This is a genomic window from Stenotrophomonas sp. B1-1 (assembly GCF_010894375.1).
Lineage (GTDB): Bacteria > Pseudomonadota > Gammaproteobacteria > Xanthomonadales > Xanthomonadaceae > Stenotrophomonas.
In genome coordinates this window covers 1-13145 of sequence record NZ_JAAIUZ010000018.1, presented here as the reverse complement: position 1 = coordinate 13145, position 13145 = coordinate 1, and the positions used below count along the sequence as shown (strand labels likewise).

Genomic DNA, 13145 nt, shown 5'->3' with positions numbered 1-13145 from the left:
GTAGAGTCGAGAAAAGCAGTCGAGCAAGCTCAACTCTACCGCCCCTTCGTAGAGTCGAGCTTGCTCGACTGGCGGGATGTTCGGCACCGCGCCCCCACCACCCGCGCGCCGCGCGTTCAGTACTTCAACCGCAACTCTTCCACCTGCGGCTGCTGCGCGGCATACCAGTCCTGGAATTCTTCCTCGGTAATCTCATCCGGCGCGTACACCGCGATCGGGTGCCAGGGGTGATCGGTGGGCAGCGGCTGTCGTGGGCCCGCGCGCAGGCTGTAGCTCACGCCCTGGTAGTCCACCAGATCATCGACCTGCGGCCACTGCTCGCGCGCGAACGCGGTTTCACTCTTCAACAGAATCACCTGGTACATCGGCACCTCCACTGCCTTGGAATCGGAAAAACCCGGCGCTGGCCGCAGCATACCGCCGCCACCGGCACCGCACCTGCACCGCCACGGCGACGCAATGTTCTGGACACCACCCTCGCCCGGGCTTCACCCGGCCATGGCAGCGGCGTGGGCAAGGTGGGGAACCGACCGCAACCCCGCATGATCATGACCGACCTGCCGACGCTGAAGACCGTCACCGACCTCAAGCTGCCCCGCTACCTGGGCACCTGGTACGAGATCGCCCGCCTGCCCATGCGCCACGAGCCGGACGGCTGCACCGACGTGTCGGCGCACTACCGCCTGCTGGACAACGGCAACGTGGGGGTGACCAACCGCTGCCGCATGGACGGCGAAGTGGAAGAGGCCACCGGTGAAGCCAGCGCCGTGGACAACGACAGCGCGCGCCTGGAAGTCAGCTTCCTGCCCAAGGGCCTGCGCTGGCTGCCGTTCGCCAAGGGCGACTACTGGGTCATCCAGGTCGCCCCGGACTACAGCGTGGCCCTGGTCGGCAGCCCCGACCGCAACTACCTGTGGCTGCTGTCCCGCCAGCCGCAGCTCGATGCCACCGTGCGCGACCATTATCTGGCCACCGCACAGCAGCAGGGCTTCGATCTGTCCGAACTGATCCATACGCCACACACCGGCCACCCCACTGCCTGAGCCCCTGCCCCCATGGACCTGAAAAGTGGCTACCCGTGGTGGGCGGTGCGCAACGGCTTGCTGCATGCGTTCCCGCCGCTGCAGCAGGACCTGCAGTGCGACGTGCTGGTGGTGGGCGGCGGTGTGACCGGTGCGCTGATCGCCGATGAGCTGTGCGGCCATGGCCACGATGTGGCCGTGATCGAGCAGCGCGACATCGGCTGGGGCAGCACCTCGGCCAGCACCGCGCTGCTGCAGTACGAGATCGATACCCATCTGCTGGAACTGGCCGAGCAGTACGGTGCGGACGCGGCCACCGTGGCCTACCGGGCCTGCGCCGAGGCCCTGCCGGCGCTGCGCGATGCCGCCCGCGGCCTGCGTGGCGTGGATTTCCAGCGCATGGACAGCCTGTACCTGGCCAGCCGCAGCCGCGACGTGCCGCGCCTGATGGCCGAGGGCGACGCACGCCGCCGCGCCGGCCTGGATGCCCGCTGGCAGACCCCACAGCGCCTGCGCGAACACTTCGGCGTGGATGCCGGCGGCGCCCTGCTGACCCGGCAGGCCGCGCGCGTGGACCCCTACGCGCTGACCTATGGGCTGCTGCAGCGGCTGCAGCGGCGCGGCTGCGGTGTGTACGACCGCACCGTGCTGGAGGCCCTGCAGCCCGGCCCACGCGGCGTGACCGCACGCACCGCCGCCGGCGCGGTCATCAAGGCGCGTCATGTGGTGCTGGCCATGGGCTACGCCACCCAGCACTGGCTGAAGCCACGTGTGGCCCGCAACTGCAGCAGCTACGCCTTCATCACCGACCCCATCGATGCGCAGGTGCTGGGTCCCCTGCAGCAGACCATGGTGTGGGAAAGCGCGCGGCCGTACCTGTACCTGCGTGCCACCGGCGAAGGGCGCCTGCTGGTGGGCGGGCTGGACGATGCCATCGACGTGCCTGCGCGCCGCGACCGTCGCGTGCAGGGCAAGGCCAGGCAGCTGATGAAGCAGCTGCTGCACTGGCTCCCGCAGTTGCAGCCGACCCCGGCGTTCTCGTGGGCGGGCACGTTCGCCGAGACCGCCGACGGCCTGCCGTTCTTCGGCCCGCACGCGCAGTGGGGGCCACGGGTGCACTTCGCCATGGCCTACGGTGGTAACGGCATTACCTATTCGATGATCGGCGCCGGGTTGCTGCGCGCCGGGCTGGAGCGGCGGCGGCACCCGCTGCAGGGCCTGTTCGGGTTTGAACGGCGGGCGTGACGCCCGCCTTGCGTAGAGTCGAGCTTGCTCGACTGCGCCCAAGACCCCGGTAGAGTCGAGCTTGCTCGACTGCTTCTGCCAACAGCAGTCGAGCAAGCTCGACTCTACAAAAGCGGTGGTGGCTCGACTCTACGGGCCGGCTACAGGCATCATTCAAGCAACGCCTGCTAGCGTCGGCCTGTACCGCCGCGTGTTGCGCGGCCCCTTGCGTTGGAGCGTCGTGATGATCCGCCCCCTGTCCCTGCTGCTGTGCCTGGCCGCCCTACCGGGCGCCGCGCTTGCCCAGTCCGCCGCCGGTGCCACCGCCCCGCAGTCCAACGGCCTGGACCTGTCGGTGCCGCAGGCGCCGATGCGCTACCTGAACGACCCGTCCCTGCCGCAGGACCCGCCCGGCACCTACTACGGTGACAAGAGCGGCCCGCGCGTACATGACGATGCAAAGATCGCCGACGTGCAGGACGACAAGCTGAAGGTCTCCGGCAGCTTCACCACCGGCATCGGCTATTCGAAGAACACCGGCAACAGCCACTACAACGCGGCCACCCTGAACCTGAGCAAGAACTACACCACCGATGAGGGCAAGACCCGCGGGGTCAACGTCAACATCCACGTGAGCGAAGGCAAGGGCCCGGGGTACTTCGGGCCCTATGGTGGCGGTTACTACGGTGGTGGCCCGGGGTATTGGGATTACCCGCCGCCGTACGGCTGGTAAGCCGAAGACCCGGTAGGTGTCGACCTGGGTCGACACGCTCTGCCGACCAAGGTCGGCAGCTACCAAAGCCGATTGCCCGGTAGGTGTCGACCCGGGTCGACACGCTCTACCGACCAAGGTCGGCAGCTACCAAAGCCGATTGCCCGGTAGGTGTCGACCTGGGTCGACACGCTCTACCGACCAAGGTCGGCAGCTACCAAAGCCGATTGCCCGGTAGGTGTCGACCCGGGTCGACACGCTCTGCCGACCAAGGTCGGCAGCTACCAAAGCCGATTGCCCGGTAGGTGTCGACCTTGGTCGACACGCTCTACAGACCAAGATCGGCAGCTACCAACGCTCGGTCAATCCAGCCAGCCGTCGCGCTCGCTGTGCAGGATGCGGCCGTCGTAACCGCTCATGCGCACCTCCACCTTCTGGTTGCGGGCATTGCGCGCTTCCAGCGACCAGGTCGCGCCATCACGTTCCAGCGAATGGATCTCGCGCAGGCCCTGCGCCTGCGCCTTGGCCAGCACCTGTTCGGTGCCCAGCAGCGCGCGGCCGTTGTGCTCATCGAAGATCTCACCGGTCTTGGGGTCCACGTAGACCTCGCTGAAACGGCCATCGGCGCGGCTGACGTCGGCCTCCCACAGACCGTCATCGCGCTCGATCTCGTGAATCTGGGTGTAGCCGGCCTTGCGCAGGGTCTGTTCCACCTGGGCGATGCCCAGCGGGGCGGCCTGGGCGGCGGGGGCCAGGGCGAGTGCGGCCACGGTGGCCAGGGCGAGGGACTTCAGCATGGGGGTTCTCCTGTTGGGGCCGGACCAGCCCGGCAACACCAGCTTGCCCACGCTGCCTAACAGGCCCTTAGCCGCGCCTGTTAGTCGATGGTTAGCCAGCGCTGGCACACTCGCGCCAACTCCCGCTCTCCATCCATCGCATCACGCCGTGAACGTCTTCCCTGCCCTGTCCCTGCTGCTGGCCCTGGCCAGCGCCCCCGTGGCCGCCGGGCCCAGCCAGGACCCGGAACAGCAGGTGGCGCGCCGCGCGGTGCAGCAGGGCCGCTATGTGCCGCTGGAGAGCGTGGTGCGTGATGCACTGAAACGCCACGCCGGCCAACTGCTGGAAGTGGAGCTGGACGACGGCGTGTACGAAGTCGAGATCCTGCGTGCCGACGGCGTGGTGGTGGAGCTGGACTATGATGCGCGCACCGGCAAGCTGCTGAAGACGGAGCTGGACGACTGATGCGCATCCTGCTGGCCGAGGACGACGAGGCCCTGGCACACCGCCTGCAGCCGCTGCTGGAACAGGCCGGCTACGTAGTCCAGGTGGTGGCCGATGGCCGCCAGGCCGAAGAAATCGGACAGGTGGACGACATCCAGGCCGCCATCGTCGATCTGGGCCTGCCCGGCCTGGACGGCCTGAGCGTGATCGAACGGTGGCGCAGCAACGCCCGCACGTTCCCAGTACTGGTGCTGACCGCGCGCGGGCGCTGGCACGACAAGCTGGCCGGTTTCGATGCCGGTGCCGACGACTACCTGACCAAACCCTTCCAGGCCGACGAACTGGTCCTGCGCCTGCGGGCACTGATCCGCCGCAGTCACGGCCACGCCAGCCCGCGCCTGCAATGCGGCCCCCTGCAGCTGGACGTGAACGCCGGGCGCTTCGAGCTGGACGGTGAGGCGCTGGCGCTGAGCCCGCAGGAATTCCGCCTGCTGAGCTGCTTCATCCACCACAGCGGCCAGGTGATCGGCCGCGACCGCCTGGGCGAACACGTGTTCGATGGCGGGCTGGACCCCGATTCCAACGCGCTGGACGTGCTGCTGGGCCGGGTGCGGCGCAAGCTGGGGGTGGATCTGATCCAGACCGTGCGCGGCCAGGGCTGGCGGCTGGCCCCGCCGTGAGCGGGCAGCCTTCGCTGCGGCGCCGCCTGCTGCTGGCCGGCGGCGTGGGCCTGCTGCTGGTGTCGGTGCTGGCCAGCGCGCTGCTGGGCGAGCTGTACCAGCGCAGCGCGCGCGATCGGCTGGACCAGGAACTGCAGCAGGACATGCTGACCCTGCTGGCGCAGGCAGAAATCGGCGCCGACGGCCAACTGCACCTGCGCCAGGAACCCAACGATGCGCGCTTCCAGCGGGTGTTTTCCGGCGCCTACTGGCAGGTGGCCGATGAAGCCGGCACGGTGCTGCTGCAGTCGCGCTCGCTGTGGGACGAAACGCTGCCGGTTACCGGCAACGGCCCGGCAACACGCGACCTGCCCGGGCCGTTGCAGCAGTCGCTGCGCGCACGCGTGCAGCAGGTGCGCCTGCCGCGCGCCAGTGGCCCGTACCTGGCCGTGGTGGCCACCGATCGCAGTGCGCTGGACGCCGACGTGGCGACCTTCCGCCAGCGCACCGCCATCGCACTGGCCATCCTGGTGGCGGCTTGGCTGGCGGTGCTGGCCAGCCAGGTGCATTTCGGCCTGCGCCCGCTGCAGCGGCTGGGCGCGCAACTGGAACGCGTGCGCCGCGGCCAGGCGCAGCAGATCGATAGCACCGGCCTGGGTGCGGAGATCGCGCCGCTGGGCGAAGAACTGAACACGCTGCTGGACCACCAGCAACGCATGGTGGCGCGCGCGCGCACCAGCGCACAGGATCTGGCGCACGCACTGAAGACACCGCTGAGCGTGCTGGCAGCCGAAGCGGACGGCGACGGCCACGACTGGCGCCGTACCCTGCGCGAACAGGGCACACGCATGCAGGCCAGCGTGGACCGCTACCTGGCCGCGGGCATCAGTGCCGACCACCGCCAACGCACCGAGGTGGAACCGGTGGCGCAGGCGCTATGCGGCCTGATGGCGCGCGTACACGGCGAACGTGGGGTGACCTTCGTTGCAGAGGCGATGGCACCGGCACTGCGCTTCGCAGGTGCGGGCGAAGACCTGGAAGAAATGCTGGGCAACCTGCTGGACAACGCGGGCAAGTGGGCCACGCAGCAGGTGCGCGTTACCGCAGTGGCCGAAGACGGGCAGCTGCGCATCGACGTACGCGACGACGGCCCGGGCTTGGCCGCCGAGGCGCTGGCGCGGGTGACCGAGCGCGGCGTGCGCCTGGATGAGCGCGCCGGCAGCAGCGGCCTGGGGCTGGCGATCGTGGGCGATATTGCCGCCAGTTATGGCGGGCGTTTGGCGCTGCAGAACGCACAGCCGGGGCTGCGGGCAACGTTGTGGTTGCCGGTGGGGTGACCTGCCGCTGCGCTCGCCCCGCCCACGCCCGGTAGGTGTCGACCTTGGTCGACACGCCATGCCGACCAAGGTCGGCATCTACCAAAGCAATCCAACGGTCCCGGCCACGCCATGCCGACCAAGGTCGGCATCTACCAAAGCAGCGCAACGGCCCCGCCACGATCGGTAGGTGTCGACCTTGGTCGACACACCATGCCGACCAAGGTCGGCATCTACCAAAGCAGCGCAACGGCCCCGCCACGACCGGTAGGTGTCGACCTTGGTCGACACGCCATGCCGACCAAGGTCGGCATCTACCAAAGCAATCCAACGGTCCCGGCCACGCCATGCCGACCAAGGTCGGCATCTACCAAGGCAATGCAACGGTCCCGCCAACGCAGGCAACCGCGTCCGCCGTCAGCGGTGGTGCATCCACCAGCAATCAATGGCGTCCAGCACGATGTGGATCATCAGCCCGATGCCCACCAGCCGGGTTTTCTTCGGCACGCACAGGCCGGCATACACCGCAATGGCCGGTGCAGTGTGCAGCGGGTGGAAACCGATGCTGCAGCGATTGGGCGCGTAGATCGGGTCGGCCAGCAGATGGTCCAGATCGATGATCCAGCCCAGCAGCATCAACAACCACGCCGAGGCGAAGCGCTTGCGCCAGAACAGCCATGCCAGCAGGGCTGGCACGGCGGCATGCAGGAACAGATGGAAGATCGCGCGGGCGCTCATCGGGCGAGGCTCACCAAGACCGGTAGCGCCGGGCCAGGCCCGGCGTTCCCATGAACATCAGACCAGCGGTTCGTCGGACAGGTAGGTGTAGCCGGTCAGGCCCGCTTCCAGCGCTTCGGACAGTTCCTGCGCACGCTCCGGCGACAGATCGGCCGCAGCCACGCGCTGGGCGTAGGCCGCACGCAGGTCGTCCAGCTTGTAGCCCACGTAGTCCAGCATCACGTCGGTGGTATCACCGCGGCGCTGCTGGGTGATCGCGTAGCCATCGGCATCGGCCACCACTTCCACCGCGTCGGTATCGCCGAACAGGTTGTGGATGTCGCCCAGGATTTCCTGGTAGGCACCCACCATGAAGAAACCGATGCGGTAGCTTTCGCCGTGCTTGATCGCGTGCAGCGGCAGCGAGGTGTCCAGGCTTTCGTTCTCGACATAGGTCTTCACCATGCCGTCCGAATCGCAGGTCATGTCGGCGATGATGCCGCGGCGGTCGGGGGTCTCGTTCAGGCGCTCGATCGGCACGATCGGGAACACCTGGTCGATCGCCCAGGCATCGGGAATCGATTCGAACACGCTGAAGTTGACGAAGTACTTGTCCACCAGCCGCTCGTTCAGTTCGTCCAGCGCCGGGCGGTGGCTCTTTTCGTCGTAGCTCAGGCGCGCGCGCACGCCGTGGGCGATGGCGTAGAACAGATCGTCGATGCGCGCACGCTGCGGCAGGTCGATCTGGCCCAGCGCGTAGCTGGCCAGGCCTTCGGCATGGAAATGCTGCGCTTCCTGGAACAATTCCACTGCCGGGCGCACGTCCAGTTCCTCGTGGATCTCGCGCAGGTGGCGGATCGAGGCCGGCTCGTCGTCGTGTGCGTCGGGCACGCGGCCTTCCTGCGCCTGCTCCACTTCAGACACGTTGGCGATCAGCACCGCGTGGTGCGCGGTCATCGCGCGGCCGCACTCGGTCACGATGCGCGGCGGGGTCAGGCCGTGTTCTTCGCAGGCATTGGCCAGCGGCTGCACGATGTTGCTGGCGTAGGAATGCAGGCCGTAGTTGATCGAGCAGAAGCTGCGCGAACGGGTGCCTTCGTAATCCACGCCCAGGCCGCCACCCACGTCCACGTGGGTGATCTTCGCGCCCAGCTGCGACAGCTCGACGAAGTAGCGGGTGGCTTCGCGCATGCCGTTGGCGATGTCGCGCACGTTGGAAATCTGCGAGCCCATGTGGAAATGCAGCAGGCTCAGGCAGTCGGCGTATTCGGTATCGCGCAGCGACTTCCACAGGTCCAGCAGCTGGCGCGGGGACAGGCCGAACTTGGCCTTGTCGCCACCGCTGTTCTGCCACTTGCCGGCGCCCAGCGAGGCCAGGCGCATGCGCACGCCCAAGCCCGGCTTCACGTCCAGCGCCTTGGATTCCTCCAGCACCAGCTTCAGCTCGGACGGCTTCTCGATCACGATGAAGGTCTGCAGGCCCAGCTTGCGGCCGATCAGGGCCAGGCGGATGTACTCGCGGTCCTTGTAGCCGTTGCAGACGATCAGGCCACCCGGGCGCGACAGCGCCAGCACGGCCATCAGTTCGGGCTTGCTGCCCGCTTCCAGGCCGAAGCCTTCACCGTGGTGGCTGGCCAGGGTGCCGGCCACGCCGCGGTGCTGGTTCACCTTGATCGGGTACACGGCGGTGTAGCCGCCGGTGTAGTCCCAGTCCTGCTGGGCCTGGGCGAAGGCCGCCTGCAGCTTGCCCAGGCGCTGGCCCAGGATGTCCGGGAAGCGCACCAGCAGCGGCAGCTTGGCGCCGCCTTCACGCGCGGCGTCCACCACCTTGGGCAGCGATACCACCGGGCCGTCCGCCCCGGTCGGTCTCACCACCATGTGCCCGGCCTGATCCACATCGAAGTAACCATCCGCCCAATGCGGGATCGAGTAGGTCTTGCGGGCTTGGTCGAGGGACCAATCGGTCATTGCAGTCGGCCTTGTTGGCAATAAAAGGGGGGGCATGATAACGCCTATGTGCCCACAGGTTCGTTATCATGCGCGCCCGCGCCCGTGGCAGGTCTGAACCTGAACGGGCCGATCCGTCCGGAAGCGAGGCACCCCGCCGTCAGCCCGGCTCCATCCCCTCCGAACAGGACCGTATCTCCATGACTGACAGCAGCAACTGGTACATCGAACACTTCGAACGCACTGGCTCGGCCATCGGCTACCGCATCACCGGCAAGCTGGACGAAGTGCAGTCGCCGTTCCAGAAGATCGAAATCTTCCAGACCACCGACTGGGGCAACCTGATGACCATCGACGGGGCCATCATGCTGACCAGCAAGGACAACTTCTTCTACCACGAGATGATCAGCCACCCGGTGCTGTTCACCCACGCCGCGCCCAAGCGCGTGGTCATCATCGGTGGCGGCGACTGCGGCACCCTGCGCGAAGTGCTCAAGCACCGCGGCGTGGAAAGCGTGACCCAGTGCGATATCGACGAGCAGGTCACCGTGATGGCGCGCAAGCACTTCCCGGAACTGTGCGATTCCAACGATGACGCCCGCGCCGAGCTGCTGTTCGACGACGGCGTGGCCTACATGGCCAACTGCCCGGCCGGCAGCGTGGACGTGGTGATCGTGGACTCGACCGACCCGGTCGGCCCGGGCGAAGGCCTGTTCAACAAGGCCTTCTACGAGAGCTGCTTCAAGGCCCTGAAGGACGACGGCATCCTGGTGCAGCAGTCCGAATCGCCGCTGATGCAGCTGGAGCTGATCAACGAGATGCGCACGGAAATGGGCAAGGCCGGCTTCGGCTCGTTCAAGACCCTGCCGTTCCCGCAGCCGTGCTACCCCACCGGCTGGTGGAGCGTGACCATGGCCCGCAAGGGCGAGAGCGGTTTCGACTTCCGCCAGGCCGATTCGGCTGCCAAGACCTTCAACACCCTGTACTACACCGCCGCGCTGCACACCGGCGTGCTGGTGACCCCGCCGTTCGTGCAGGCTGCACTGAAGGGTTGATCCAAACAAAAACCCGCGCTGGCGACAGCGCGGGTTTCTTGTTTCTGTAGAGTCGAGCCATGCTCGACTGCTCTTCTGCGGGGCTACCGCGATCTGATCGAAATGCAGTCGAGCATGGCTCGACGCTACAAAAGCGTGATCAGATCGCCCAGATACCGGCAATCACCGCCACCACCAAGCCCCACTTGATCACCTGGTAGGCCACCACGCTGCGTTCGCGCAGTGCCTTGGCCTTCAGGCGCACCTTGTACAGGCCACCGAAGGCCTTGTTCACGCCACCGGTCGGGTCACCGGGCAGGTTCGGCGATGCACCGCCGGCCAGCAGCGTGGCCGCCACGGCGCGGTTGAACAGGCCCGGCAGGCCGAAGCGCAGCGGGCGGGCGATATCGCAGAACAGAATCACGCGGTCCTGCTCGGTCTCGTTGTGCGCATGGTGGATATAGGTCTCGTCGAACATCATCCACTCGCCATCGCGCCAGCTCTTCTTCACCCCGTCCACCACGATGTAGCAGCCGTCGTCGTTGGGTGTGCTCAGGCCCAGGTGCAGGCGCAGCGAACCGGCGAACGGGTCGCGGTGCGGGCGCAGTTCACTGCCCGGCGGCAGCTGCGCGAACATCGCCGCACGCACATCGGGAATCGATTCGATCAGCGCCACGGTCTTCGGGCACATGGCCTTGGCCGACGGGTGCGACGGGCCGTACCACTTCAGGTAGAAGCGCTTCCAGCCACGGCGGAAGAACGAATTGAAACCGGCATCGTTGTAGCTGCTGGAGGCGGCGATCTTCTGCGCGTCGCGCAGCGCCAGCGCCTCATCGCGGATCACCTGCCAGTTCTGGCGCAGCGGTTCCAGCTGCGGCAGCTCCTTGCCCGGGTCCAGGAACGGCGTGGTCGGCACCTTCGAGAACAGGTACATGATCACGTTGATCGGGGCCATGAAGCTGGAATGGTCCAGCAACTGGCGCGACCAGCGCGCGCGGACCTTGCCGCGGAAATGGATGTACAGCACGCAGGCCACGAACAGCGCTGCCAGGACAATCTTGATGATCAAAACACTTTCCTCCAGCGGGTGCCGGACAGGGAAACGAACGATGCGGCCGCGCGGCCAGCACCAGGTTGGGGACGCGGCAGGGGACGGTGACGTGCCGGGTGGGAGCGGCCGCCGATGTCGCGGATTAACAGCTTATGGTCGGCAGCCGGTGGGCCGTGGTCAAGTTGCCCGTGCGTCCGGTTCAGCATCACGTGGCTGAACGGCTGGCCTACACTTCCCGCATGCCTGCCGTTGCGCCCCCCGATTACCCCGCCCTGAGTGCCCGCTACGCGGATTTCTTCCCCGGCCAGCCGACTGCCACACCGCGCAGTGAAGCCTTCCGCTGGGCCGGTGGCACGCTGCGCTTGGACCGTCACGGCCCGCGCCAGGCGCCGCTGACGGTGGTGCTGGTACACGGCGCCGGCGGCTATGGCCGCATGTTCGCGCCGCTGGCCGCCGCGCTGGCCGACGCCGGCCATGAAGTGCTGGCGCCCGATCTGCCCGGCTACGGCCTGAGCCCGGCGCACTGGGCACAGGTGGACTACGCGGCCTGGAAGCGCGCCCTGCTGGCGCTGATCGACACCGAGCACACCCAGGGCGCGCGGCCAATCGTACTGCTGGGCGCCAGCATCGGCGGCTACCTGGCGTATCTGGTGGCGGCCGAATCGCGGTGGGTGCGCGGTATTGCCGCCACCACTCTGGCCGACCCGCGCGACCCGGTGGTGCAGGCCGCGCTGGTGCGGCAGCCGTGGATGCGCGCCCTGCTGCTTACCCTGCGGCCGCTCAGCCGGCTGACCCGTGGCCTGCGGGTACCGGTGCGCTGGTTCACCCACATGCAGCGCATGTCGCGCGACCCCGCCCTGACGGCCCTGGTCTGCGCCGATCCGCTGGGCGGCGGCAACCGGGTGCCGGTCGGCCTGCTGGCCTCGCTGTTCGGCACCGCCCCGGCACTGGAACCCGAACAATTCCAGCGCTGCCCCGTGCTGATGCTGCACCCGGCCTGCGACGACTGGACCCCGGTGGCCATCAGCGACCGCTTCTACCAGCGACTGGCCGCGCCCAAGCAGCGCGTGCTGTTGGACGGCTGCGGCCACTTCCCGGTGGAACAACCGGGGCTGGACCAGCTGCGCGATGCGCTGTTGCCGTTCCTGCAACGTATTGATAGGTAAAGGCATATTGGATAACTGAGACAGAATTGTCCGAGCCTGCGCGACGAACTGTTCCAGCCACGACCCCGACATTTCTACGACAAACCGTGGAATAGCGAACTCGGCGGTACTAAAATTGTACTTAACGAAAGTTTAGCTAATCCCCCCAGTCGTACCGGTTCGCTTGACGCTCAGCGCCGCCCACCGGGTCGTCCGAGACCCCGCACATGACTCTCTCTGCCTCCCCCTCCCCGTCCTGCGGCGATGACGCCGTGGCCCCGCTGCTGCTCAAGCGCGGCGATCGTTTCCTGGCCCCGGACGTCTACCGCACCTGCATGGACGGCCGTCCGGCCGTGGTGAAGGACTATTCCCGCTACCGTGGCACGCCGGTTTCGCTGATCGCGCGCCTGATGGTGCGCCGCGAAGCGCGCATGCTGCAGCGCCTGGGTGGCTGGAAGCACGCCCCGGCCCTGCTGGGCACCCTGGGCGGCTTGGCGCTGGGCATGGAATTCATTCCCGGCCAGACCCTGAGCACCGCCCAGGCCGTGGGCAACGACGTGTTCGAACAGCTGCAGCACGCCCTCAGCCGCCTGCATGCCGCCGGTATCACCCACAACGACCTGCACGGCACGAATGTAGTTGTCAGCGCCGGCGTACCGGTGCTGCTGGACTTCACCTCGGCCTGGCGCGTACCGCGCTGGCTGCGCCGCAACCCGCTCAGCCGCCAGCTCAGCCGCAGCGACATGAAGAACCTGCTGAAGATGCGCCAGCGCGTGACCGGCCAGGCCCCGAGCGCCGCCCAGGCTGCGCTGGTGGCCGACCCGGGCTGGGTGTCCGCCGTGCGCCAGAGCTGGAAGCGGTTCTATAAGTGGGCCAAGCAGCGTTAAGCGCTGTTTGGCAGCCGGGTGGGTGCATGGCCTGGCGGCGTTGAATGCGTGCCGGGGTGGAATGCGTGCCGGGGTGGAATGCGTGCCGGGGTGGAATGCCTGACGGGATGGAATGCCTGACGGGGGTAGAGTCGACTGTTAGTTGTGTAAACCCACTACGTTGTTCAGCGGCACTCTGGAGATAGGTGGCTGGCCGCCGATCCCCATATG

Annotated in this window: 14 protein-coding genes; 9 read left to right on the top strand and 5 right to left on the bottom strand. The window is 67.5% G+C overall.

Annotated elements, in window-relative coordinates; all coding sequences use genetic code 11:
- Nucleotides 1-116 precede the first annotated feature (116 nt).
- A complete protein-coding gene (locus tag G4G00_RS14535) occupies nucleotides 117-365 on the bottom strand; it encodes a hypothetical protein (RefSeq protein ID WP_108751125.1) in 249 nt (82 codons plus the stop codon).
- A 183-nt stretch (nucleotides 366-548) separates the two neighbouring features.
- Between G4G00_RS14535 and G4G00_RS14530 the strand changes: the two genes are divergently transcribed.
- The 3 genes from G4G00_RS14530 to G4G00_RS14520 all read left to right on the top strand — a co-directional run bounded on the left by G4G00_RS14530 (nucleotide 549) and on the right by G4G00_RS14520 (nucleotide 2979).
- Nucleotides 549-1043 carry a lipocalin family protein gene (locus G4G00_RS14530; protein WP_164274685.1) on the top strand — a complete coding sequence of 165 codons (495 nt, stop codon included), beginning with the start codon at nucleotides 549-551 and terminating at the stop codon, nucleotides 1041-1043.
- Nucleotides 1044-1055: 12 nt separating this feature from the next.
- Nucleotides 1056-2267, top strand: a complete 1212-nt coding sequence (locus tag G4G00_RS14525; RefSeq protein WP_164274601.1) for an FAD-dependent oxidoreductase — start codon at nucleotides 1056-1058, stop codon at nucleotides 2265-2267.
- Between the two features lie 223 nt (nucleotides 2268-2490).
- Nucleotides 2491-2979 (top strand): hypothetical protein, encoded by a 489-nt coding sequence (locus G4G00_RS14520; RefSeq protein WP_164274598.1) that lies wholly within the window; start codon nucleotides 2491-2493, stop codon nucleotides 2977-2979.
- A 341-nt stretch (nucleotides 2980-3320) separates the two neighbouring features.
- Here the strand turns inward: G4G00_RS14520 and G4G00_RS14515 are convergent, their stop codons facing one another.
- Nucleotides 3321-3755 (bottom strand): PepSY domain-containing protein, encoded by a 435-nt coding sequence (locus G4G00_RS14515; RefSeq protein ID WP_108757400.1) that lies wholly within the window; start codon nucleotides 3753-3755, stop codon nucleotides 3321-3323.
- Between the two features lie 148 nt (nucleotides 3756-3903).
- Here G4G00_RS14515 and G4G00_RS14510 point away from each other — a divergent pair, with 148 nt between their 5' ends.
- From G4G00_RS14510 to G4G00_RS14500, 3 genes are read left to right on the top strand one after another with little or no spacing between them, the layout of a single operon-like run.
- Nucleotides 3904-4200 carry a PepSY domain-containing protein gene (locus tag G4G00_RS14510; RefSeq protein ID WP_234412201.1) on the top strand — a complete coding sequence of 99 codons (297 nt, stop codon included), beginning with the start codon at nucleotides 3904-3906 and terminating at the stop codon, nucleotides 4198-4200.
- Nucleotides 4200-4859 (top strand): response regulator transcription factor, encoded by a 660-nt coding sequence (locus G4G00_RS14505; RefSeq protein ID WP_164274595.1) that lies wholly within the window; start codon nucleotides 4200-4202, stop codon nucleotides 4857-4859. Before G4G00_RS14510 ends, G4G00_RS14505 begins: the two co-directional genes overlap by 1 nt.
- A complete protein-coding gene (locus tag G4G00_RS14500; protein ID WP_164274592.1) occupies nucleotides 4856-6175 on the top strand; it encodes a sensor histidine kinase in 1320 nt (439 codons plus the stop codon). The genes G4G00_RS14505 and G4G00_RS14500 overlap by 4 nt, the downstream gene beginning before the upstream one ends.
- A 396-nt stretch (nucleotides 6176-6571) precedes the next feature.
- Here the strand turns inward: G4G00_RS14500 and G4G00_RS14495 are convergent, their stop codons facing one another.
- Together G4G00_RS14495 and speA are read right to left on the bottom strand one after the other, a co-directional pair.
- Complete coding sequence (locus G4G00_RS14495; protein WP_012512348.1) at nucleotides 6572-6892, bottom strand: DUF6122 family protein; 321 nt, start codon at nucleotides 6890-6892, stop codon at nucleotides 6572-6574.
- A gap of 57 nt (nucleotides 6893-6949) precedes the next feature.
- The gene (gene speA, locus G4G00_RS14490; RefSeq protein WP_108763112.1) at nucleotides 6950-8839 is read right to left on the bottom strand and encodes an arginine decarboxylase; all 1890 of its coding nucleotides are present in this window, start codon (nucleotides 8837-8839) and stop codon (nucleotides 6950-6952) included.
- A 179-nt stretch (nucleotides 8840-9018) separates the two neighbouring features.
- On the opposite strand from speA, the gene speE reads away from it, so the two are divergent.
- Nucleotides 9019-9873: a polyamine aminopropyltransferase gene (gene speE / locus G4G00_RS14485; RefSeq protein WP_108754428.1), complete on the top strand. Its 855-nt coding sequence runs from the start codon at nucleotides 9019-9021 to the stop codon at nucleotides 9871-9873.
- A 139-nt stretch (nucleotides 9874-10012) separates the two neighbouring features.
- On the opposite strand, the gene G4G00_RS14480 is transcribed toward speE, so the two are convergent.
- On the bottom strand, nucleotides 10013-10918 hold the full coding sequence (locus G4G00_RS14480) for an aspartyl/asparaginyl beta-hydroxylase domain-containing protein (protein ID WP_205515562.1): 906 nt from the start codon (nucleotides 10916-10918) through the stop codon (nucleotides 10013-10015).
- A gap of 224 nt (nucleotides 10919-11142) precedes the next feature.
- On the opposite strand from G4G00_RS14480, the gene G4G00_RS14475 reads away from it, so the two are divergent.
- Nucleotides 11143-12069 (top strand): alpha/beta hydrolase, encoded by a 927-nt coding sequence (locus G4G00_RS14475; RefSeq protein ID WP_164274586.1) that lies wholly within the window; start codon nucleotides 11143-11145, stop codon nucleotides 12067-12069.
- A gap of 206 nt (nucleotides 12070-12275) precedes the next feature.
- Nucleotides 12276-12935 carry an RIO1 family regulatory kinase/ATPase gene (locus tag G4G00_RS14470; protein ID WP_108757406.1) on the top strand — a complete coding sequence of 220 codons (660 nt, stop codon included), beginning with the start codon at nucleotides 12276-12278 and terminating at the stop codon, nucleotides 12933-12935.
- Nucleotides 12936-13145: the final 210 nt, after the last annotated feature.